Source organism: Lentzea sp. NPDC051208 (assembly GCF_040682435.1).
Taxonomy (GTDB): Bacteria; Actinomycetota; Actinomycetes; order Mycobacteriales; family Pseudonocardiaceae; genus Lentzea; species Lentzea kristufekii.
The window spans coordinates 80,932-102,866 of the sequence record NZ_JBFBAW010000024.1 but is presented as its reverse complement, the minus strand read 5'-3'; the positions used below and the strand labels follow the sequence as shown (position 1 = coordinate 102,866).

The window sequence follows — 21,935 nt, the reverse complement described above, 5'->3', positions numbered from 1 at the left end:
GGGGTCGGAAGTGCGGATTGAACAACAGGGTGTGGACAATCGATCTCAGGGGGAGATCGACATGCCACGCACCGAACGCCCGCTGGAGAGCGCGGACACCGAGCTCGGCCAGTTCGCGGCCGATCTGAGGAAACTCCGCGACAAGGCGGGCACACCGTCCTATCGCGCACTCGCCTCACGCGCGCATTACTCGGCGGCGACGCTGTCCGACGCCGCCGGGGGCAGGAAACTCCCGAGCCTCGCGGTCACGCTCGCCTACGTGAAGGCCTGCGGTGGCGACGTGCAGGAGTGGGAACAGCGCTGGCGCGACATCGCCGCTCCGCCGCAGCCCACGGCTGAGGCCCCGTACGTGGGTCTCAAGGCTTTCCAGAAGGAAGACGCCGAGCGTTTCCACGGCCGCGAGAAACTCACCGCGAAGCTCCTCGAACTCACGGCAACGCGTCCGTTCGTCGGTGTCTTCGGCGCCAGTGGCTCGGGCAAGTCGTCACTGCTGCGCGCGGGCCTGCTGCCGCGGCTCGACCAGGCGTTGATCTTCACCCCCGGCGTGCAGCCGCTCGACGAGTGCGCCGTCCGGCTCGCCCAGCTCACCGGGCACTCCGCGGTGGTCCTGCACAGCGAGCTCACCGATCCCGCGGCACTGGGCCTGCTCATCAGGCAGCACGACGAGAACCTCGTCCTGGTCATCGACCAGTTCGAGGAGGTCTTCACGCTGGCGAGTCCCGAGCAACGCGACTGGTTCGTCCAGGCCCTCGTCGCGGCACCGCACGTGGTCATCGGCGTCCGCGCCGACTTCTACGGTCACATCGGCCGCCACCCCGAACTGGTCGAGGCGCTCGAAGGCGCCCAGTTCCTCGTCGGCCCGCTGACCACCGACGAACTGCGCCGGGCCATCGTCGAACCGGCCCGGCACGTCGGCGCCACCGTCGAGTCCGCCCTGGTCACCCGCCTGGTCGCGGACGTCGCGGGCCAGGCGGCCGCCCTGCCGCTCGTCCAGCACGCGCTGGTGGAGACCTGGCACCGCCGCCGCGGCATGACCCTGTCGCTCGTCGGCTACGAGGAGGCGGGCGGCGTCGAGCACGCCATCGCCCGCACCGCCGAGGCCGTGTACGAGCAGCTCACGGAAGAGCAGCAGCAGACCGCCCGTCGCACGTTCCTGCGCCTGATCGCGCTCGGCGAGGGCACCGAGGACACCAAGCGCCGCGCGAACCGCGAGGACCTCGACGCCGAGGTCCTCGACCGGCTCGCCAACGCGCGTCTGGTGACGCTGACCGAACAGCACGCCGAACTCACGCACGAGGCGTTGATCCGCTCCTGGCCGAGGCTGCGCGACTGGATCGCCGAGGACCGCGAGAAGCTGCGCGTCCACCACCGGCTCACCGAGGCCGCCGCCGGGTGGGACGGCGATCGCGACCTCCTCTACAAGGGCGCGCGGCTGGCTCAGACGGCCGACCTCGACACCACCGACCTGACCGAACCCGAACGCGCCTTTCTCGCCGCGAGCCAGGCCGCCGGCCGCCGCCGCACCCGCCGGGCCCGCGCGGTCATCAGCGTCCTGTCGGTCCTGGTGCTGCTGCTGGCCGGCACGGCGGTGTTCGCCGCCACCAAGGCAGGGGAGGCGACGCAGCAGCGCAACGACGCGCTGGCCGGCCGGGCCGCGACGGAGGTCATGCGGCTGATCCCGGCTGATCCGCTGCAGGCCGCACGCCTCGCTCTCGCCGCGTACGCGGTGACGCCCGGCCAGGCGACCCGCGACGCGGTGCTCAACGCCGACGCCGCCAGGCAGGCGCGGACCATGTCGTCCGGAGCCGCACTCCCTCACGGGTACCTCTCGATGCAGACGGACGGCGAGTTGTTCGTCCTGACCGGGATGTCGGGTCCGGCCAAGATCGTGAGCAGGTACGACGCGAGGACACCGGGTTCGGCGATCGGCGCCGACGTCGTGCGGGCCGTGCTCACCGCCGACGACCGGCGGGTCTTCACGTTCGAGAGGTCCGGCGTGACGGGCATCTGGGACGTCGCGGATCCCGCGCACCCGAAGCGGGTCGGTGTGCTGCCGTTCGGCTGGGGTGACGTCTGGGCCGACGTCAACCGCGACGGCACGCGGCTGGTCACCACGAAGCCGCAGGACTCCGCCAGTCCCGGCACGCGTGCGGCCATCTGGGACCTGCGAGACCCGGAGAGTCCCCGGGAGTTCGAGCTGCCGTCGGACCGGGTGGCGCACGTCGAGGTGTCCCCGGACGGCCGGAGGCTCACCTTGCTGGAACGGGACGAGAGCACCGGGAACAAGACGCTGCAGATCTGGGACGTCGGCGACGGGGATCCGCGCCGGGGCAGGACCATTCGGGTCCCCGGCGAGTTCGTCGAGGTCGCGATCAGCAATGACGGGCGACGGCTGGCACTGCGGTCCGCGAGCAGGATCGACGTCTGGGACGTGGTGGTCGAGCCACCACAGGTGCGGGTGACGGTGCCGCGGGTGCCGGGGGACTTCACCGCGCAGTTCGCCTTCGGTGCCGACGACCGGCAGATCGCCGTGCTGGGCAAGAACGCGGTCGAGATCTGGGACGTCGGCGGCGAGGGCGAGGCGGTCAACGCTGGATCCTTCGGCGCGTTCCGGGGCCCGGACGCACTGCGGTACCGGACGCGGGAGAAGGCCTTCGCCGTCATCGACGGCGGCCAGTCCACCTGGACTTTGGGCACCGACCTGGAGAAGGTCCGCAACGGGCTCTGCCGGGAACGGGCCGTCACGCTGACCGACGACGAGTGGCGGCGCTACTTCCCTGATGTGGCAAGGGTGCCTGTGTGCTGAGTGCGTGAGCCGTGGGTGGCACGTGCGCGGGCCACCCACGGCCACTCCGGCGCCGGTTCGGGGCGCGAGCACCGGGTCTTCCCCGTAGATGTGTCCGCCTCGACGTTAGGGCGAACGGGTTGTTCACGGTCATGTGTTGGCCGCTGAACAAAGTTCTCTGAACAATGACGGGATGCCGAGACGGGAACGCCCTCTCGACGAGGGCGAGAGCGGTCTCCTGCGGTTCGCGGCGGATCTGCGCCGGCTGCGGGAGCGTGCGGGCAGCCCCACCTACCGGGAACTGAGCCGGCGGGCGCACTACTCGGCGGCGGCGTTGTCGGAGGCGGCCGGTGGGCGGAAGCTGCCGAGCCTCGCGGTGACCAAGGCGTACGCGAAGGCCTGCGACGCCGATCCGGAGGAGTGGGCGCGGCGGTGGCGCTCGGTCGTCGAGTCCGAACCCCGTGAGGCGAACGACAATCCGTACGTGGGGCTCGCGATGTTCCAGCCCGATGACGCGCCGAAGTTCTTCGGGCGCGAGCGGATGACGGCCGAACTGCTCACCACCGGGAACCGGTTCACCGGCGTCTTCGGACCGTCCGGTGTGGGCAAGTCGTCGTTGCTGCGGGCCGGTCTCATCGCCCGCACCCGCGAGCCGGTGCTGTTGTTCACGCCCGGCGCGAACCCCGTGGAGGAGTGCGCGATAGCGCTCGCCCGGCTCACCGGCGGGGAGGCGGCCGCGCTCGCCGGCGCACTGGAGGACCCCCGGGAACTCTGCCGCCGGCATCCGCACCTCGTGGTCGTCGACCAGTTCGAGGAGCTGTTCACGTTGTGCCGCAACGAAGAGCTCCGCCGGTGGCTGATCGAGGCGCTCCTGGGCTGCCCGAAGGTCGTCATCGGAGTGCGCGCCGACTACTACGGCCACTGCGCGCAGCATCCCGATCTGGTCGACGCCCTGGAAGGCGCGCAGCTCCTCCTCGGTCCGATGACGCCCGACGAGCTCCGTCTCGCCATCACCGAACCCGCCGCGGCCGTGGGGGCCAAGGTCGAGACCGCGTTGCTGGCGAGGCTCATGGCCGACGCGGTCGGGCAGGCGGCCGTGTTGCCGTTGCTGTCGCACGCGCTCGCGGAGACCTGGCAGCACCGGCGCGGCATGACGCTGACCCTCGCCGGTTACGAGGAGGTCGGCGGTCTCGAACACGCCGTCGCCCGCACCGCGCAGGAGGTGTTCGACGGACTGTCCCCGGCAGGGCAGGAGCAGGCGAGGCAGATCCTGCTGCGGCTCGTCACCGCCGACGACACCAAACGCCGCGCGCACCAGTCCGAACTCGAAGCGGACGACGAGGTGCTGTTCGCGCTGGCCGCGGCGCGGCTCGTCGTGATCGACCGCGACGGCGTCGAACTGGCGCACGAGGCGTTGATCCGCGGCTGGCCCACGTTCCAGCGCTGGATCGAGGAGGACCGCGAGAACATCAGGGCGCAGCGCGAACTCACGCACGCCACGCGGACCTGGGAGTCGCTCGACCGCGATCCCGGCGTGCTGTGGCGGGGACGCCGCCTGGTGAACGTCCCCGAAGGACTCTCGTTGAACGCCGGTGAACGCGCCTTCCTCGCGGCGAGCCTGGCCGCGGAGGAGGAGGTCTCGGCGAGCGCCCGAAGACGCACCCGCCGTCAACGCCAGCTGCTCGCCGCACTCGTGGCACTCGTGGTCATCGCCGCCAGCTCGACCGTCTTCGCTTTGCGCGCGGGCATCGCCGCCGAGGAGCAACGCGCCCACGCGGCCGTGCTGAGAGCCGTGGGGGAGGCCGCCGCCCTGCGTTCCACGAACCCCGCCCTGGCGCAACAGGTCGCGCTCGCCGCCTACCGGCTCGTGCCGTTGCCCCAGGCGCGCAACGGGTTGAGGCAGGAGGACGTGCCGTCCCAGGTGCTGCGCGAAGCGCAGTCCGAGATCACGGCGCTGGTGGTCGGCCCGACCCAGCAGCAGGTCGCGACCGGGCACCGGGACGGCACGGTCGTGCTGACGGCGCTGGACGACCTGCCGTCCCCGCGCACCTCCTACGACGCCACGAGGCACTCCGGGGCCGTCACCGCGCTCGCGATGGACGCGACCGGCGGTCTCGTCGCGTCCGCCGCCGAGGACGGCACCGTGCACGTCGTCGACGTCTCCCTCGGCAGACCGCGCGAACTGGCCCCGCTGCCCGTGCGTGCCACCGCGATCGCCTGGCAGGGCGGCACTCTCGTCACCACGGGCGCGGACGGCGCCCTGAGCTTCTGGACGGACCTGCGCCGCGAACGCCCGAGGCTCCTCACCACCGTCCAGCCCGGCCTGGGACCGCTGGCGGGCATGTCGTTCCGCCCGGACGGCCACGTCCTGGCCGCCGTCACCACCGGCCACGCCGTGCACCTGGTCGACGTCACCGACCCGCGCGACGTCAAGCTCCTGTCGCTGACCAGGGAGTTCGCCCGCGGCGCCCAGTTCGCCGGCGCGGACCGCCTCCTGACCACCGCCGGCAGGGCCGTGCACCTCTGGGACACCACCGACCCGCGTGACCCGGTACTGCGCGCCGCGATCCGGTCCGGCGGCGGCGAGGTCACGTCGGCCTGGCTCGCCGCCGGACAGGTCGCGGTCGCCACCGACGACGGCCTGGTGCGGCTCTGGCGGCTCGGAGACGGCGAACCGGTCGAGCAGGCCCTGCTGCGCGGGCACACCGGGCCGGTCACCGCGGTCGGCCTCACACCCGCGGGTGACGAGGTCGTGACGGGCGGTGCGGACCGGGCGGTGCGGCTGTGGAACGCCGACCCGCGCGACCCGGCCGTCAGGATCTGTGAGCAGGCCGTTCCGCGGATGAGCCGCGAGGAGTGGGAGCAGTACTTCGGCGATCTGGACTTCACCCCGCCGTGCCGCGACTGAAGTCCCAGCATTGGAGTGGTGGAACGATCACGAAGCGCACGCCCGGATGGTGAGCGATTAGCGGGCCGTTAGACGGCAGGCGAACCCTTGGTGGACAATCCGGCCAGGAGGCGGCATGCCAAGAGGGGAACGTCCGCTGGGCCCGGAGGACACCGCGCTGCTGCGGTTCGCCGGTGACCTGCGCAGACTGCGTGACCAGGCAGGCAAACCGAGCTATCGCGAACTGGCCCGGCGCGCGAACTACTCGCCGACCGCGTTGTCCGACGCGGCCGGTGGACGCAAGCTGCCGTCACTCGCGCTGACGCTCGCCTTCGTGCGGGCCTGCGACGCCGATCCCGCCTCCTGGACCAAGCGATGGCGTGAACTCGCCGCCGAGCACACCCAGCCGTTGCACCCGAACACGCCGTACCCCGGCGGCGAGCCGTTCACCGAGGCCGACGCGAAGCGGTTCTTCGGGCGTGAGTGCCTCGTCGAGCAGGTCGTCGAGTCGGTCAGGGCCACGCCCGTCACCGTCGTCTTCGGCGCCTCGGGATCGGGCCGGACGTCGCTGCTGCGGGCCGGTCTGCTGCCCGCCCTGGACGACGCCGTGGTGATCACGCCGGGCCAGGACCCGATCCGGGACCTCGCCGAGGCCCTGGCCGAGGTCTTCGAGAACACGACCGCGAGCCGGTTGGCCGAGGAGTTCCGGGAGGACCCCGACCACCTCAGGCTGCGGATCCGCCAGCACCGCCCCGGCCTCGTGCTCCTCGTCGACGACTTCGAGCGGGCACTGGACGCGGACGACTTCGTCGCCGCCGTGACCCGCTGCCCCCACGTCGTGCTCTCCGTGCGCGCCGACGAGCGGCGGCGCTGGCACGACAAGGGCGTCGGCGGCGCCGAGATCACCATCGAGCCGATGAGCGCGGACCAGGTGCGCCGCGCGATCACCGAACCCGCGGCCAAGATCGGTGCCACCGTCGAGACCGCGGTGATCGCGCGACTGGTCGCCGACGCCGCGAACCAGCACGCGCTGCCGCTGGTGCAGCAGGCCCTCGTCGAGACGTGGCGGCGCAAGCGCGGCATGACGCTGTCACTCGCCGGGTTCGAGGAGTCCGGCGGCATCGAACACGTCGTCGCCCGGTCCGCGGAGACCTTCTTCGCGGGTCTCGACGAGGCCGGCCAGCGCGCGGCCAGGCAGCTGTTCCTGAGGCTCGTCTCGGTGCCGCGCAACGGGATCGCACAACGCCGCAACCGCCTGCTGGACGTCGACGCCCGCCTGCTCGGCCTCCTCGTGCAGGCGAGGCTGGTGACGCTCACCGAGGACGGCGTCGAGCTGACCCACGACGCCGTGCTGCGCTGGCCGAGGCTCGCGAGGTGGATCGACGAGGAGCGCGAGAACCTCAGGACGCACCAGCAGCTCGTCACCGCGATCGAGCTGTGGGAGGCGAGCGACCGCGACCCGCTGGCGCTCTACCGGGGCGTGCGGCTGCGCAAGGCCAAGGAACTCGGCGAGTTCCTGACGGTCCAGGAGCGCCGGTTCGTCGACATGAGCACCAGACGGGAGACGCGCCGCTCGACGGCGTTGATCGCGGTCATGGCCGTGCTGCTCGCGCTGGTGCCCGGCGCCGCCGTCTACGCGCTCTCGAACGAACGCAAGCTCACCGAGATGAACGACAGGGCGCTGGGCGGCAAGGCGCTGTCGCAGTCCGAGGCGCTGCTGGAGCAACGCCGGCCGTACGCCGACAAGTACGCGCTGGTCGGCTACGAGGTCAGCCCGTCCGCCGAGGCCGAGAAGGTGCTGCGGCTCGCCAACGCGGTCGCGAGCGGCATCCCGTTCACCGGCACGCCGAAGGACGACGCGGACGTGGTGGTCGCCCCGCGCGGGGAGATGGCGGCGGTCACCGACGAGGACGGCACCGACCGGATGTGGGGCATCGACGACGGCAAGGCGTCGCCCGGCAAGAAGTTCGCCGACCGCCATCGGGTCGTGAAGCTCGCCGAACGCCGTGCCGTCACGAAGGACTTCAACGGCCAGGAACACCTGTGGGCCGTCAACGACGCGAACGACATCACCTACCTGACAGCGCTGCCCAGCCGGTTCCGCACGCTCGACCTCAGCCCGGACGGGTCCCGGCTCGTCGGCAAGGTCGGCAGCTCGGTCGAGATCGGGCTCCCGACGCCGGACGAGTCCGAGTACGCGGAGCTCTACGACCTGAGCGACCCGCGCAACCCGCGCAAGCTCCCGATGCCCGTGAACAACCCCGGCACCGTCGCGCTGAGCCAGGACGGCCGCGAGCTCGCGACCGGTGTCTGGGACTCGGTCACCGGCACCACGACCATCGAGTTCTGGAGCATCGGCGGCACCGCCGAGTCCGCGGGCCCGCCGATCTCCCAGCACGCCTACGCCCGCAGCATCACCTACAGCGGCGACGGGCGCTGGCTCGCCGTCGAGCACTCCGCGCCCGAGTCGATCGTCGAGGTCTGGCAACGCGTACCGAGCGGCACGCCCGTGCTGCGCGCACGGCTCGACACGGCGTTGCGGGCCGGAGCCCGGGTCACGTTCTCCGACGACGGCCGCGTGGCCGTCGTCCGCGACAACGTCTTCGAGGTCCACCAGCTCTACCCGAGCGACCGTCCGGCGGACCGGCTCGTGTACGTCGTCGGGCACGGCAACTCCACGCGCGCGGTGTACCGGCCGCAGAACCGCGACTTCCTCGGGCGCAGCGGGGGCCAGGATCCGGAGCTGCTGCCGTACGACCTCGACACCGGCCGCATCATCAAGAGGATGTGTGAAAAAGACGGAGCGAGGCTCACTGACTCCGAATGGGTGAAGAGCTTCGGCGAAGTGGCGCGCGTGGAGGTCTGCTGAACCGCCGCGATGTGGGGCAAACAACCCGGAGTTGAGCGTGCACGCATTGTGAACTGGAGATCCACTCTCTAGGGTGACCGAGTGCGTGCGTTCACAAGGGGACTCATCGGCATTGCCGGGTTCCTCGCGCTCTGGGAGCTCTTAGGACGCTCTCCCCTTCTACCTGCGGATGCGCTGCCTCCACCGTCCCTCGTGTTCGGTGAGCTGGTCGTGCAGCTGACATCCCCCGAGTTCGTCAGTCATGTCGTGGCAACGGTTCTGGCGGTGCTGATCGCCATCGCGATCGCCATCGCCATCGCGGTGCCGAGTGGACTCGTCCTCGGCAGCATTCCGGCCGTGCGCCACGCGACCAGGGCGGTCATCGAGTTCCTCCGTCCCATCCCTTCTGTGGCACTGATTCCGCTCGCGCTCGTGGTGCTGGGCTTCGGTCCGGAAACGAAGATCACGCTCGCGGTCTACGCGGCACTGTGGCCGATCCTGTTCAACACCATCTACGCGCTGGACGAGCTGGACCCGCTGCTCGTTGAGACGTCACGGGTTTTCGGCACCGGACGGGTCGGCGTGCTGTTCCGCGTGGCGCTGCCGAGCGCGTTGCCGTTCGTCCTCACCGGAATCAGGCTCGCGGCGACGACGGCGCTGATCGTGATGGTGAGCGTGGAGCTCATGGCGGGCAGCCAGATCGGTCTCGGCTACTTCATCATGGAGGCCCGCAGCGGGCCTGGCCGGATGGACCAGGTGCTCGTCGGCACCGTGGTCGCGGGCGCGATCGGCGTCCTGCTGAACAGCGGTCTCGAGCGGGTCCGCCGGCGTTGGGTGGCCTGGTGAACAAGTTCCTTCAACGGTGGACCGTGTTCGCCGGTCTGATCGTCGTCTGGCAGTTGGCCGGCATGGCGGCCGACGACCCGTTCTTCCCACCACCGTCCGACATCCTGACGGCGGCCTGGGAGTGGTGGGTCCTGGAGCCGCAGAACGTCACCGAGCACGTCCTGCCGTCGATCGGCCGGCTGCTGTCGGGCTGGGCGATCGCCTCGGTCATCGGCGTGGCGTTGGGCCTGCTGCTCGGCCGCTCCGACCGGGCGATGGAGTACGCGGGACCGCTGCTGGTGTTCCTGCGCTCGATCCCGCCGCCCGCGCTGGTGCCGGTGTTCCTGTTGCTGTTCAGGGGCGGCACGTCGATGCAGCTCGCGACCATCGTCTTCGGCGTGATCTGGCCGGTGCTGCTCAACACCGTGGACGGTGCCCGTTCCGTCGACGTGACCAAAGTGGACACTTCCGCGGTCTTCCGGATCCCTCGCCACCAGTGGGTTCTCGGGGTGGTGCTGCCCGCGGCCTCACCGAAGATCTTCGCCGGGCTGCGGGTGTCGCTGTCGCTCTCCCTGGTGCTGATGGTCATCTCCGAGCTCGTGGGCACGGACAACGGCATCGGTTCACAACTCATGACGGCACAGCGCGAGTTCGACTACACGCGCATGTGGGCCGGCATCGTCCTGCTGGGCGTGCTGGGCTACGGACTGAACACCGCGCTTCTGGCGGTGGAACGCAGGGCTTTGGCTTGGCAACCGAGGAGCAGGGATGAGCAACATGCTTGAGGTGGCCGACCTAGGCCACACCTACGGCGACTACGAGGCCATCGGCGGCCTCACGTTCAACGTCCGCGTCGGCGAGCTGGTGTGCGTGGTCGGACCCTCCGGGTGCGGCAAGTCCACACTGCTGCGCACGATCTCGGGACTCATCGCGCCCTCCCGCGGTGACGTGTCCCTGCACGGTTCCCACCTCGCGGTGGTGTTCCAGGACTACCAGCGCTCGCTGTTCCCGTGGCTCACGGTGCAGGGCAACGTCGAGTTCCCGCTGCGCTCCCTGCCGCGCGCCGAACGCCGCTCCCGCGCCGCCGAGGCCCTGGCGTGGGTGGGTCTCTCGGCGGCCGCCAAGAAGCGGCCGTGGCAGCTTTCCGGTGGCATGCAACAGCGTGTGGCGATCGCGCGCGCTCTGGCGTACCGGCCGGCGTTGCTGTTGATGGACGAGCCGTTCGCCTCCGTCGACGCGCAGACCCGGTTCGAGCTGGAGGACCTGTTGCTTCGAGTGCGTCGCGAGCACGACACGACCGTTCTCGTGGTGACGCACGACATCGACGAGTCGGTGTACCTGGGTGACCGCATCCTGGTGCTCTCCGGCTCGCCAGCGAAGCTGGTGGCGGACCTGGAGGTGCCGTTGCCCGCCGAGCGCGACCAGGTGACGACGCGGACGGACGAGGCCTTCGTGGCGCTGCGGTCCAAGGTGGCCCGGCTGCTGAACGTCGGCGGCAAGCCCACCCTGGACGTGGACAAGTGGGCTGCGGCGGAACGGGAATCGCTCAGCGAGACCGTCTCGTCCTGACAGTCGCAAGACGCAGCAGAGCCCCGGACCGACGCGGTCCGGGGCTCTGCTGCGTTCTCAGTGCCCGCAGGAGGGTGTGGGCACTGTGTGGAGCACACGGACGCCCGCGCTCGGGGGCAGAGCGCTGAGCGCCCGTCGTGCGGTCACAGGGGTGTTCAGAGGTGGATGTCGATGTCACCGTTGCCGACGCCACCGTCGAGCACGTCGACGTCGCCGAACTTCACGTCACCGATGACCTGGCCGAGGTCGGTGTGCACGTCGCCGACCTGCGCGACGTCCTGCACCACGTTGCCGGTGACGTTGTCCGTCACGTCGAGGACGTCCTCGACGTCGACGTCCACCGATCCGATGACGTCCTTGACCAGCACGTCGGTGTCCACGACGTCCTTCACCAGCACGTCGGTGCCGAGGTCCTGGACGACCACGCCGGTCACGTCGTGCACGGGGGCGATGTCGGTGACGTTCGCGACGACCTCGTTGGCGTTCACGGCGTCGAGGGTGCCGGTCACGTCACCGATGCCGTCGAAGTCCTTGACCAGCGCGGTGATCGCGGAGGGGGCGGCGATGTCGGCGATGCCCGTGACGCCCTCGAGGTCGCCGGTGATCAGCTTGAGGCTGTCGGCGGCGGTCAGGTCGCCTGCCTCGACCAGGACCTTGTCGATCGCGTCGATCTTCACGACGGACGCGCTGTCGAGCACCAGGGGCAGGATCTCGTGGACGTCGACCGGAGAGATGTCGCCCAGCCCGGCGGCCTGCAGGGTGCCCTCCGGGTCGAGCTGGAACGCCTCGCGGGCGTCCAGGTCGCCGAGCAGGGTGAGGGTGAAGTCGTGCAGCGTCTGCTGGGTGCCCATGGAACTCAAGCTCCTGTAGGTGGATCGGGGGATGTCGTGATGCACCGTATGGATGAACGACATCCCCCGGCATCGGGAGTTGGCCCCAGATCGTGACGCGATGAGGTCCCTAGGGGATCGGCTTCACTCGTTAGGGGAGCGGGGATCTCACCCTGTAGGGCTGATTTTTACCCATCAGGGGCCGACGTAGTTCTCCGCGAAGGTGGCCCGGTAGGCGGGGGACTCCGCCAGGTGCTCCAGCCTCGCCTGGGCCAACCGTCCGAAGAACGGCGAGCTCACGTCGGTGTGGATCATGTTCACCATCCACTGGGAAAATTCCTGTGCCCGCCAGACGCGGCGCAGGCAGTCCTCCGAGTAGGTCTTGAGACCGGTCTCGGATCCGGTGGCGTAGAAGTCGATAAGCGCACGTCCGAAGGTCGCGGCGTCGTTCATGGCGAGGTTCATGCCCTTGGCGCCGACCGGAGTGATGATGTGGGCTGCGTCACCCAGCAGGTAGAGCCGGCCGTAGGACATCGGCTCGACCACATGGCTGCGCATGTCGAGAACGCGCTTCTCGATGATCTTTCCTTCGGTCAGCGCCCACGACGAGTCGTGCAGTGTGAAACGTTTGTGCAAAGCTTCCCAGACACGTTCGTCGGACCACTCCGAAGCCTTCGTCCCGACCGGTACCTGAAGATAGAAGCGGGATACCGCCGGGGACCGCAACATGTGTCCCGCGAATCCGTCCTCGTGCAGTGCGTAAATGATGGCTTTAGTCGACGGAGGGGCTTCCGCGAGAATGGCCAGCCACTCGATCCCGTGCTGGTGCGTGAATTCTGAGAGCGCTCCCACAGGAATGGACGGACGGCTCACGCCGTGGAACCCGTCACACCCGGCGACGAAGTCGCTCGTGATCGTCTCCCGGACCCCGTCCGCGCTGGTGAAGGCCACGGACGGGTGAGAGGACGTCAGCTCCCGCAACTCCACGTCGCTGACCGAGAACCGGATGTCACCTCCTCTGTCCAGAAATCCCCCGATGAGGTCCTTGACCACTTCCTGCTGGGGGTACACGTAGTGTTCGCGGCCGCCATAGAGGTCGCTGTACGACACCTGGAACGCCTGGCCGCTCACGCGGAATTCACACGTTCCGTGACGGTCTGCTTCCATCAGCAAACGATCTGCCAGACCGAGTGACTCCAGCATGGTCACGGAGCGATGCTCAAGCACTCCTGCCCGTGCTCGTGTTTCCACTTGGGCTCGACTAGCTTTTTCGAGCACGACGCAGTCGATACCTGACTGCTGGATCAAGTTTGCCAAGGTCAGACCGGCCGGTCCTGCGCCGACAACGGTCACGGAGCGCTTCAACTGGGGTTCTCCTAGCCCTAGGCCTGCTGTGCTTAGATGCTCACCGCAGGTAGTTGACTGGAACCTGCTCGTGTCGGTCAACTGGGGTCTTTTGGAGCAGCGCCATTACTCTGAGTGGTTGACCGTCGCGAATCCTCCCCGCAACGACGACACCGCTCCGACAGGAGAGTGCTCCCGATGACTCGAAGAGTCCGCCGTATGGCCATCCGTGGCATCGCCCTTGCCACGCTGCTCGCCACCGTGGCGAGCTGTGGTGCGCTCGGCGGCAAAGAGCAAGCACCCCCGGCCGATGCGAACAGCAGCGGCCCGGTCGAGAAGGCCAAGATCACCCTGGGGGTCCTGCCGATCCTCGACGTGGCCTCCGTCCACGTGGCGATCAAGCAGGGTCACTTCAAGGCCGAGGGTCTCGAGGTCGACCTCAAGGTCATCCAGGGTGGCGCCGCGGCGATCCCCGGCCTGGTCAACAAGGAGCTGGACTTCACGTTCGGCAACTGGGTCTCGTTCTTCGCCGCCCAGTCGAAGGACATCGCCAAGTCGGTCGACGGCATCAAGCTCATCTCCGACGGCTACCAGGCGAAACCCGACATGTTCCTGATCTTGGCGGCCGGTGACTCGGCCATCAAGAGTCCTGCCGACCTCGCCGGCAAGACCATCGCGATCAACACGTTCAAGAACATCGCCGAGCTGACCGCCAAGGCCACGCTCGAAGCCGCGAACGTGGACGTGAACTCGGTCAAGTTCAAGGAGATGCCGTTCCCGGACATGCAGGCGGCGGTCCAGAACAAGACCGTTGACGCGGCCTTCATGGTCGAGCCGTTCATCACCCGCGCCCAGCGCGCCGCCGGTCAGATCAAGGTGCTGGACGCCGCGTCCGGGCCGACCGACAACATTCCGATCGCGGGCTACGCGACCACCGGCGCCTTCGCCAAGCAGAACCCCAAGACCGTCGCCGCCTTCCAGCGCGCGATGGCCAAGGGCCAGGCCGGCGCCACCGACCGCCCGACGGTCGAGCCGCTGCTCGTCGAGTACGCCAAGGTCGACAAGGAAACCGCAGGTCTTGTCCACTTCGGCGCCTTCCCGACGACGCTCGACGCGACGCGTCTGCAGCGCGTCGTCCAGCTGATGCAGCGGTACCAGATGCTGGACAAGGAGCTCGACGTCAAGCCGATGCTCATCCAGCCCTCCGGTAGTTGACGAACAGCGCGGGTGGCTGTGATCCGGCCGTGATCACGGCCACCCGCGCACTCGTTTCCACCAGATGAATTATCGTGCGACGGCCGTTTAGCCGCGCAGGTCAAAGTTGTTGATTCTCGAACCACCGTTTTGTCGTCCGAACGGCGGTATGAGAACAGCGCGTTTTACTCCAAGATCCACCAGGTTTGCAGCTATTAAACGGGCGGGGAGTGTTGACGGTGCGCGGTCGTGAGGACCAGCGAGGCATCGACCGGTTCCGCCTACGCAACTGGCGGTTGCGGAGCAAGCTCGCAGTGGTGTTGCTAGTTCCGGCTCTGAGCACCGCGACTCTCGCGGGCCTGCGGCTGAACACCCAGCTCGACGACGTCGAACTCTTCGGCAAAGTCCAGCGCGAGCTCGCCGTGAGCCACCAGGCCGCGAAGGTGGAGAACGCTCTACAGGTCGAACGTGACTGGGCAGTGCAGTGTGTGGCCGCCGGCAGGCAGAACGCGTGCCCCGAGCACGCCGCCAGGACGGGTCTCACCGACACGGAATTGGGCAAGTACAGGGATTCGGGCGCGACGGCCACGGCCTTGAGCGCGCCCTTGCAGGAGTCGTTCACCAAGTCGCTGCAGTCGCTCGACGGACTGGCGAGTTTGCGCGTGACGTTGCTGAGCACCAAGTACCCCGACGTCGCGGTGATCAGTGCGTACAACCAGATCATCGCCTCGCTCGCCACGGTGCACCGCGCCGCGATCTCCAGCCTGAGCGAGCCGGAGATCGTTCCGCTCGTGGCCGCCGCGCAGGCGCTCTACACGGCGCAGGAGCAGCTCGGCCAGCAGAACTCGCTGCTGACGTCCACCGCGTTGCGCCGGGGCTTCGCGCCCGGTGCCGCGGACGAACTGCGTGCCGCGCAGTCGCGTTTGGACGCCGCGTTCAACGAGTTCAACGACGCGGCCTCGCCGGCGAACAGGCAGAAGTTCCAGGACATCGTGTCCGGTTCGTCCGTGGACGGTCGCAACCGGCTCGTGCGGCTCGCGCTCGCGCAGGACTTCGAGCGCAAGCCGGTGTCCATCACCGACGTCGAGGTCCTCAAGATCGGCCAGGACACCGCGAACCTGGTTCGCGAGGTCGCGGCCGACCTGGAGGGTCAGGCCGACGCGACGACCACGCGTCTCGCCGACGCCGCCCGGTCGGACGCCTGGCGTGACGCGGCACTGGTCGCCGTCTCGCTGCTGCTCGCGTTCGGTCTGATGGCGATGGTCGCGCAGTCGATGCTGCGGCCGCTGCGCGTGCTGCGCCGCAGCGCGCTCGACGTGGCCCGCAACCAGCTGCCCGAGGCGATCAAGCGGATCCGTTCGCACCGCGACCCGGAACGCGCCGCGGAAGAGGCGATCGTCCCGGTGCCGCTCAACACGACCGAAGAGGTCGGCCAGGTGGCACGGGCGTTCGACCTCGTGCAGCGCGAAGCGGTCCGCCTCGCCGTCGAGCAGGTGGCACTGCGCGCGAACGTCAACGACATGTTCATCAACCTGTCGCGGCGTTCGCAGGCGTTGGTGGAGCGGCAGATCAGCGTGATCGACCGGCTCGAGCAGGACGAGCAGGACCCGGACCACCTGGCGTCGCTGTTCGAGCTCGACCACCTCGCCACGCAGATGCGCCGCAACAGCGAGAACCTGCTGGTGCTCTCCGGCACGACGGTCAACCGCCGCGTCACCCGCCCGGTCGCCATCGCCGAGGTGCTCGGCGCCGCGGTGTCCGAGGTGGAGAAGTACGCGCGCGTCCAGATCGCGCCGACGCCGGAGCTGATGGTGCAGGGCCGCGTGGTCAACGACCTCGCGCACCTCGTCGCCGAGCTGCTCGACAACGCCACGGCGTTCTCCAAGCCCACCACCAAGGTCACGGTGCGCACGATCGAGACCCGCAGGGGCGAGGTCGCGATCCGCATCCACGACCGCGGCGTCGGCATGCAGGAGAACGACGTCGTCGAGTTCAACGCGAAGCTCGCCGAGCCGCCGGAGGTCGACGTCTCGGTGGCCCGCGAGATGGGCCTGTACGTGGTCGGCCAGCTCGCGAAGCGCCACGAGATCCGCGTGACGCTGGCGAACAACGACGACATAGAGGGTGGCGTCACCGCACAGGTGATCCTGCCGGTCTCCTTGCTGCACAAGGGATCGGCGCCCGCGCTGCCGTTGCCGGCCGCGCCGCTGCCCTCCTCGGCCGAGTCCACCAGCACCGGTGAGGCGCTGTCCGGCGTTCCGAAGTGGACGCCGGAGCACCCGCTGCACGTGCCGTCGCCCGCCACCGAGGACGAGAACTCCGGGCGCCACCGCATCGAGCAGACGTCGACCGACGGCCTGTTCACCGCGCGGATCGAGGCGTCGGAGGAGGCCGCCGAGGACGGGTACTCCTACGAGCCGCCGGTCGAACGCCCCAACGAGCCGGCCACGGAGATCTTCCCCGCCATCGTCGACGAGCCGCTGATCTCGCACGACGACCTGTCGAGGTGGTTCCAGACCCCCTCGGCCCCCGAACCCCCCGTCAAGGAAGTTCCGCCAGCGGAGCCGGAACGCGCCGAGCACCACGACGAGGAAGACGCGGAGCCCGCCACCGTGAACGGCCTGCCCAAGCGGCAGCGTTCGGCGGACACCGTGAAGATCGAGGCGCCGACGGCGGTGCCACGCGCGGTCGCCGACTACGCCGAGTCCGACTGGGGAGCGGCGGACGAAGGCTGGAAGGCCGCGGGCGCGCTGGACAAGGGCGCGGCCGCGCAGACGACGGAGAACGGTCTGCCCAAGCGCGTCCCGAAGGCGCGCCTGGTTCCCGGCTCGCTGCCCAAGCCGTCATCGCCGGCGCCCCAGCTGGCGACCGCGACCGCCATCTCCGGCCGGTCGGCCGACCGGTTGCGCCAGCGGTTCGCCACGTACCAGAAGGGTGTCCAGATGGGCCGTGAGTCGCTCTTCGACTCCGCCGTCGGAGGCATCCCCGTGATCGCAGAAAGGGAACGCCAGTGACCACCGCGACTGAGGAACTGGACAACTTCAGCTGGCTGGTCGAGGACTTCGTCAGCAGGGTGGCCGGTGTCGCGCACGCGATCGTCGTCTCCGCCGACGGCCTGTTGCTCGCATCGTCTGATCGGCTCCCGCACGACCGCGCGGAGCAGCTCGCCGCCGTCTCGTCCGGACTGGTCTCGCTGAACATCGGCGCGGCACGCTGTTTCGAGGCCGGTGAGGTCAAACAGACCGTCGTCGAGATGGAACGGGGCTATCTTTTCCTGATGTCCATCAGCGACGGGTCCTGCCTCGCCGTACTCGCCGCACCCAACTGCGACATCGGGCTCATCGGCTACGCGATGACCCGCCTGGTGGAGCGGGTCGGTCTCCAGCTGACGCCGGAGATCCGGGCCCAGCTGCACGTCTCCATGCGAGCCTGAGTAGAGAGAAGTTCCCATGAGCAACGGTGCTCCGGGTCGTCCGGGGTCACCTGGGGCGGGCCTGAACGTGATGTCGTCGAAGATCGTCGTCGCGGGTGGGTTCGGTGTCGGCAAAACGACGTTCGTCGGGTCGGTCTCCGAGATCACCCCGCTGACGACCGAGGCCGTGATGACCCAGGCCTCGGTAGGAGTCGACGACCTGTCAGCGGTGCCGGACAAGGTGACCACGACGGTGGCCATGGACTTCGGCCGGGTGTCGCTGGACTCCGACCTGATCCTGTACCTGTTCGGCACGCCCGGTCAGCACCGGTTCTGGTTCATGTGGGACGACCTGGTCCGCGGTGCGATCGGTGCCGTCGTCATGGTCGACACCCGCAGGATCGACGAGGCGTTCGCGCCCATCGACTTCTTCGAGGACCGGGACCTGCCGTACGTGATCGCGGTGAACTGCTTCGACGGCCTGATGCACCACCGGGCCGAGGAGATCCGCGACGCGCTGACGATCTCGGCGGCGGTGCCGATAATTCCGTGCGACGCGCGGAACCGGCAGTCGACGAAGCAGATCCTGATCGCGCTGGTGGAGCACGCGCTGCGCCAGCCTTCGTTCGCCTAGAACGCCTTCCCGCTTCCCGCGGGAACGGGGCCGGTGCCACGCGCACCGGCCCCGTTCGCGTTCGGCCTTCTGGTCCATCAAATCCAGACGCGTGTGAACAGTTATTCGCCCGTTCGGCGGCGCCCTGTTCGAGGCCGCGGAACGGGAAAAACCCGTTGGTAGGACCCGTTTCCGCTCGTCAGGTCGCACGACGGGCCTGGTGGCGGGCTGATCACCTGCGAACGCTCTTGACCGTGTCAGTGCCGGTTCACACTTGACCCTTCTTGTGCGCCAACGGGTCGGCGATACAGTCGGGGTGCAATTACCCTGCATTGCGAGGAGATTCCTGTGTCCCTGCGCAAAACAATTGCTGTGCTCGCCAGTGCTGCCGCCCTCTCGGTCGGTCTCATCGGCACCGCAGAAGCCGCGCCCCGCATCGTCACCTACAACTCCAGCAACACCGGTGAGTTCCAGGCCGCGATCGACAAGGGCGCCCAGGTGTGGAACAACAGCGTCACGAACGTGGTGCTGCGCAAGGTGACCGGCACCGCGAACATCACCGTGCGCGTCGACAACCAGTGGCCCCGGGCCTACGTGACGAGCCTTGGCCGCGGTAGCTGGGTCATGGGCCGCCAGGCGGTCAACGAGGGCCACGACACCGTGCGCATCTCGTCCCACGAGTTCGGGCACCTGCTCGGTCTGCCCGACCGCCGCACGGGCCTGTGCACCGACCTGATGTCCGGTGCCAGCGCCGGCACGTCGTGCAAGAACCCCAACCCGAACGCCAAGGAGAAGGCCGAGGTCGAGGCGAACTTCCGCACGATGGTGACCGTCCAGCCGACGACCTTCGCGGACGCCGCCTAAGCAGCGGGTGAGTGGTTGTGGTCTCCCTGACGGCCACAACCACTCACGGCGAGACCACCAGGTCCACGCCCAGCGCCTGGAGCTCGTCCGGATCGCCCGGCCCGCCGATCACGTGCACGCCGGCCGACCGCAGCAGCGGCACCATCAGCGCGAGCCCCTGCCGCGCCAGCCGTTCCGAGGGCGGCCTGGCCAGCCGGACACCCCACACCGGACTGCGGTCCACGGTGGACAGCCCGGCGAAACCGCCGCCGAACTCGTGCAGCAGGACGTGCACGCCCATGTCGTGCAGCACCTCGAGGTTCTCCTCGCCGTCCGGCATCGACCTGACGTCGAGCGCCAGGAACAACGACGAGACCGGGAACGAACTGGCCCGCAGCGTGGACCGCACGTGCGCGGCGAGGTCCGGGTCCCGCGACTGGTCCCCGGACAACCGGATCAGCACCGGTTCGCCGCGTGAACACGCGTCCTGCAGCACCAGCTGCCCGAGCCGCGACGCCAGTCCCAGGGCGTCGGCGTAGGCCACGACGTCGTCGTGCCGGGTGGCACCCCAGCGCAGGGACGCCTCCACGAAGGCCGTTGCTCCCGAGACCCACGACACCGGCGCGTACTCCACGGAGATCTCGCCGTTCTCGAAGGCCCCGGGCATCGCCGCGATCCGCGCGAACCGGGTGCGGTCGGCGGCGTCGGCCTCGTGGTCGTAGATGCCCCACTGCCTCTTGCCGCCGGTCTCGGCTCTGCGCAACGTCGAATGCGCGCGTCTCAGCACGGCAGTGGGATCCACACCGGGACCGGAGGTGTGCACGAACCCGATCGACGTCGACACCGCGACACCGGCGCCCTCCAGGTACACGGGCTCGGAGAGCTCCTCGTCGATCATCGCCGCCAGCGCCGCGACGTCGGGTGACCCGTGGATCAGCACCACGAACTCGTCGCCACCGACCCGCGCCACCACCGCGTCCGGCAGCACGGACCGCAACCGTCGTGCCACCTCGACCAGCACGGCGTCGCCCGCCGCGTAACCGAGGCCGTCGTTGACGATCGTGAGACTGTCGACGTCGAGGTATCCCAGGGTGTGCGGCTCGCCGGACGCGAGCGCGGACTCCAGCTTGTCGGTGAACGACGCCCGGTTCGGCAGCCCCGTCAGCAGGTCCGTCAGCGACTGGTGCCGCAGCCACTCCTGGAGCATGCGCTGCTCGGTGACGTCCTCGATCAGCGCGACGTGGAACTTCGGCAGCCCGTCCGAGCCGCGCAGCACGGACAGGACGACGTTCGCCCACACCGTGTCCCCGTCGGCGCGGGACAGTTCCCACTCCCGCCGATCGGTGTCCACAGAAGACGCGAGCATCCGGTCGCAGGCGGCGGCCAGCGCGATCGCGTCGGGCTCGGCGAAGAGCTCCTTGGGCATCTCCTCGTGGCCGAGGATGGCGGCCAGCGCCTCGTTCGCCTCCACGACCGCGCCCCGCAGGTCGAAGATCGCGATGCCCACCGCCGTCGTCGCGAAGACCTGGGCGAACCGGGCCTCGCTGTCGTGCAGGTCGCGCCGCGCGTCCTCGACGGCCTTCAGCAGCGCGACCTTGACCTTCTCCTGCTCGGCGAACAACTGGTCGCGCGTCGCCCGCACGTACCCCGCCGCCAGCGCGCCGAGGATCTCCGGCGAGAACTCCCCTCCGAGCACCTCCAGCGTGCACCGCAACGAGTCGGGCCCGGTGAAACGCTTGCGCACCAACCATTCGCCGATGGCCACCGCTGCCTGCCCAGCACGCAGCCGGGCGGCGTGCTCGTCGAGGTGCTGCGTCAGCTCTCGCCGCGACATCGGCGAGTACGCGCTCTCGATCAGAACAGCCGCCCAGCGCTGTGCGAGGGGCGAGGCGGACATCAGGGCTTGCGGCCGACCGCTGCGTAGAGGTTCGCCTTCGACGGCTCGTCGCCGACGTCCTCGGGGGTCTCCGGCCGCCACTGCGGTGTGAACACGATGCCGGGCTCGATGATCTCCGTGCCCGCCAGCATGTCCGCGACCTGGGCCTTGGTACGGGGCGTGATCGGCTCCGCGGTCTTCGCGAAGATCTCCCTACCGGCCGCCATGGCCGCCGGCATGCTGTCGGCGGTGAAGTGCGACAGCGCCAGGTACGACCCGGACGAGAGGGACTCCACGTAGCGCGACAACACGCCCCAGGGGTCGTCCGAGTCCGGGATGAACTGCAGGACACCGACGACGAGCAGCCCGATCGGCTGGGAGAAGTCCAGGTGCTTCGCGGCCTGCGCCACGACCTTCTCCGGTTCGCGCAGATCCGCCAGCAGCGCCGTCACGTTCGGCTCGCCCGCCAGCATCAGTTCGGCGTGCGTGATCGCGACGGGTTCGAAGTCGACGTACACGACCTTCGACTCGGGAGCGACCTCGTGCGCCACCTCGTGCACGTTGCCGACGGTCGGGATGCCCGAACCGAGGTCGAGGAACTGCCGGATCCCGAAACTCGTCAGCTCCAGCACCGCACGGCGCAGGTACGCGCGGTTGAGACGCGCCATGCCCCGCACCGGGAGCACCTTGATCAGGGCTTCCGCCGTCGCGCGGTCCGCCTCGAAGTTGTGCCCGCCGCCGAGCAGGTAGTCGTAGATCCGGGCGGAACTCGGGACGTCGACGTTGACACCTTCCGGAACCCAGCTGACTCGATCGACCACAGCGGCACACCTCTCGCGATGCGAATTCTGAGCGTCGACAACCCTACTGGCCGCAGATGTGGGCCGAACGAATGAATTGCGCCATCAC

15 protein-coding genes are annotated in these 21,935 nt (G+C 69.2%); 11 read left to right on the top strand and 4 right to left on the bottom strand.

Features of this window, described 5'->3' with window-relative positions:
- Window positions 1-61: 61 nt before the first annotated feature.
- The 6 genes from AB0M48_RS39585 (at window position 62) to AB0M48_RS39560 (ending at window position 10,914) form a co-directional block, all read left to right on the top strand.
- Window positions 62-2,806 (top strand): hypothetical protein, encoded by a 2,745-nt coding sequence (locus AB0M48_RS39585; RefSeq protein ID WP_363852584.1) that lies wholly within the window; start codon window positions 62-64, stop codon window positions 2,804-2,806.
- A 172-nt stretch (window positions 2,807-2,978) separates the two neighbouring features.
- Window positions 2,979-5,693 carry a helix-turn-helix domain-containing protein gene (locus AB0M48_RS39580; RefSeq protein WP_363852581.1) on the top strand — a complete coding sequence of 905 codons (2,715 nt, stop codon included), beginning with the start codon at window positions 2,979-2,981 and terminating at the stop codon, window positions 5,691-5,693.
- 115 nt (window positions 5,694-5,808) lie between these two features.
- The gene (locus AB0M48_RS39575; protein WP_363852578.1) at window positions 5,809-8,541 is read left to right on the top strand and encodes a helix-turn-helix domain-containing protein; all 2,733 of its coding nucleotides are present in this window, start codon (window positions 5,809-5,811) and stop codon (window positions 8,539-8,541) included.
- An 81-nt stretch (window positions 8,542-8,622) separates the two neighbouring features.
- On the top strand, window positions 8,623-9,366 hold the full coding sequence (locus tag AB0M48_RS39570) for an ABC transporter permease (RefSeq protein WP_363852575.1): 744 nt from the start codon (window positions 8,623-8,625) through the stop codon (window positions 9,364-9,366).
- Complete coding sequence (locus tag AB0M48_RS39565; RefSeq protein WP_363852572.1) at window positions 9,363-10,130, top strand: ABC transporter permease; 768 nt, start codon at window positions 9,363-9,365, stop codon at window positions 10,128-10,130. The genes AB0M48_RS39570 and AB0M48_RS39565 overlap by 4 nt, the downstream gene beginning before the upstream one ends.
- Window positions 10,114-10,914, top strand: coding sequence for an ABC transporter ATP-binding protein (locus AB0M48_RS39560; protein ID WP_363852569.1), 801 nt, complete (start codon window positions 10,114-10,116; stop codon window positions 10,912-10,914). Before AB0M48_RS39565 ends, AB0M48_RS39560 begins: the two co-directional genes overlap by 17 nt.
- Window positions 10,915-11,069: 155 nt before the next feature.
- Here AB0M48_RS39560 and AB0M48_RS39555 read toward each other — a convergent pair whose 3' ends face one another.
- Together AB0M48_RS39555 and AB0M48_RS39550 are read right to left on the bottom strand one after the other, a co-directional pair.
- On the bottom strand, window positions 11,070-11,765 hold the full coding sequence (locus AB0M48_RS39555) for an IniB N-terminal domain-containing protein (protein WP_363852566.1): 696 nt from the start codon (window positions 11,763-11,765) through the stop codon (window positions 11,070-11,072).
- A gap of 174 nt (window positions 11,766-11,939) precedes the next feature.
- The gene (locus AB0M48_RS39550) at window positions 11,940-13,109 is read right to left on the bottom strand and encodes a 4-hydroxybenzoate 3-monooxygenase (RefSeq protein WP_363852563.1); all 1,170 of its coding nucleotides are present in this window, start codon (window positions 13,107-13,109) and stop codon (window positions 11,940-11,942) included.
- 198 nt (window positions 13,110-13,307) lie between these two features.
- Between AB0M48_RS39550 and AB0M48_RS39545 the strand changes: the two genes are divergently transcribed.
- The 5 genes from AB0M48_RS39545 (at window position 13,308) to AB0M48_RS39525 (ending at window position 19,171) form a co-directional block, all read left to right on the top strand.
- Entirely contained in the window at window positions 13,308-14,303 is a 996-nt protein-coding gene (locus tag AB0M48_RS39545) for an ABC transporter substrate-binding protein (RefSeq protein ID WP_363852560.1), read from the top strand.
- 218 nt (window positions 14,304-14,521) lie between these two features.
- On the top strand, window positions 14,522-17,296 hold the full coding sequence (locus tag AB0M48_RS39540; RefSeq protein ID WP_363852557.1) for a nitrate- and nitrite sensing domain-containing protein: 2,775 nt from the start codon (window positions 14,522-14,524) through the stop codon (window positions 17,294-17,296).
- Entirely contained in the window at window positions 17,293-17,715 is a 423-nt protein-coding gene (locus AB0M48_RS39535; protein ID WP_090074083.1) for a roadblock/LC7 domain-containing protein, read from the top strand. Before AB0M48_RS39540 ends, AB0M48_RS39535 begins: the two co-directional genes overlap by 4 nt.
- A 16-nt stretch (window positions 17,716-17,731) precedes the next feature.
- A complete protein-coding gene (locus AB0M48_RS39530; protein WP_363852553.1) occupies window positions 17,732-18,328 on the top strand; it encodes an ATP/GTP-binding protein in 597 nt (198 codons plus the stop codon).
- Window positions 18,329-18,655: 327 nt separating this feature from the next.
- Complete coding sequence (locus AB0M48_RS39525; protein ID WP_363852550.1) at window positions 18,656-19,171, top strand: snapalysin family zinc-dependent metalloprotease; 516 nt, start codon at window positions 18,656-18,658, stop codon at window positions 19,169-19,171.
- A gap of 43 nt (window positions 19,172-19,214) precedes the next feature.
- On the opposite strand, the gene AB0M48_RS39520 is transcribed toward AB0M48_RS39525, so the two are convergent.
- Together AB0M48_RS39520 and AB0M48_RS39515 are read right to left on the bottom strand one after the other, a co-directional pair.
- Window positions 19,215-21,047 (bottom strand): diguanylate cyclase, encoded by a 1,833-nt coding sequence (locus tag AB0M48_RS39520; protein WP_363852547.1) that lies wholly within the window; start codon window positions 21,045-21,047, stop codon window positions 19,215-19,217.
- Entirely contained in the window at window positions 21,047-21,847 is an 801-nt protein-coding gene (locus AB0M48_RS39515; protein WP_363852544.1) for an SAM-dependent methyltransferase, read from the bottom strand. The genes AB0M48_RS39520 and AB0M48_RS39515 overlap by 1 nt, the downstream gene beginning before the upstream one ends.
- Between the last annotated feature and the right edge of the window lie 88 nt (window positions 21,848-21,935).

Excerpts from the sequence above, each read along its gene's own strand:
- AB0M48_RS39585 (WP_363852584.1), top strand. The coding sequence starts at position 62 with ATGCCACGCACCGAACGCCCGCTGGAGAGCGCGGACACCGAGCTCGGC.
- AB0M48_RS39580 (WP_363852581.1), top strand. The coding sequence starts at position 2,979 with ATGCCGAGACGGGAACGCCCTCTCGACGAGGGCGAGAGCGGTCTCCTG.
- AB0M48_RS39575 (WP_363852578.1), top strand. The coding sequence starts at position 5,809 with ATGCCAAGAGGGGAACGTCCGCTGGGCCCGGAGGACACCGCGCTGCTG.
- AB0M48_RS39560 (WP_363852569.1), top strand. The coding sequence starts at position 10,114 with ATGAGCAACATGCTTGAGGTGGCCGACCTAGGCCACACCTACGGCGAC.
- AB0M48_RS39555 (WP_363852566.1), bottom strand. The coding sequence starts at position 11,765 with ATGGGCACCCAGCAGACGCTGCACGACTTCACCCTCACCCTGCTCGGC.
- AB0M48_RS39545 (WP_363852560.1), top strand. The coding sequence starts at position 13,308 with ATGGCCATCCGTGGCATCGCCCTTGCCACGCTGCTCGCCACCGTGGCG.
- AB0M48_RS39530 (WP_363852553.1), top strand. The coding sequence starts at position 17,732 with ATGAGCAACGGTGCTCCGGGTCGTCCGGGGTCACCTGGGGCGGGCCTG.
- AB0M48_RS39520 (WP_363852547.1), bottom strand. The coding sequence starts at position 21,047 with ATGTCCGCCTCGCCCCTCGCACAGCGCTGGGCGGCTGTTCTGATCGAG.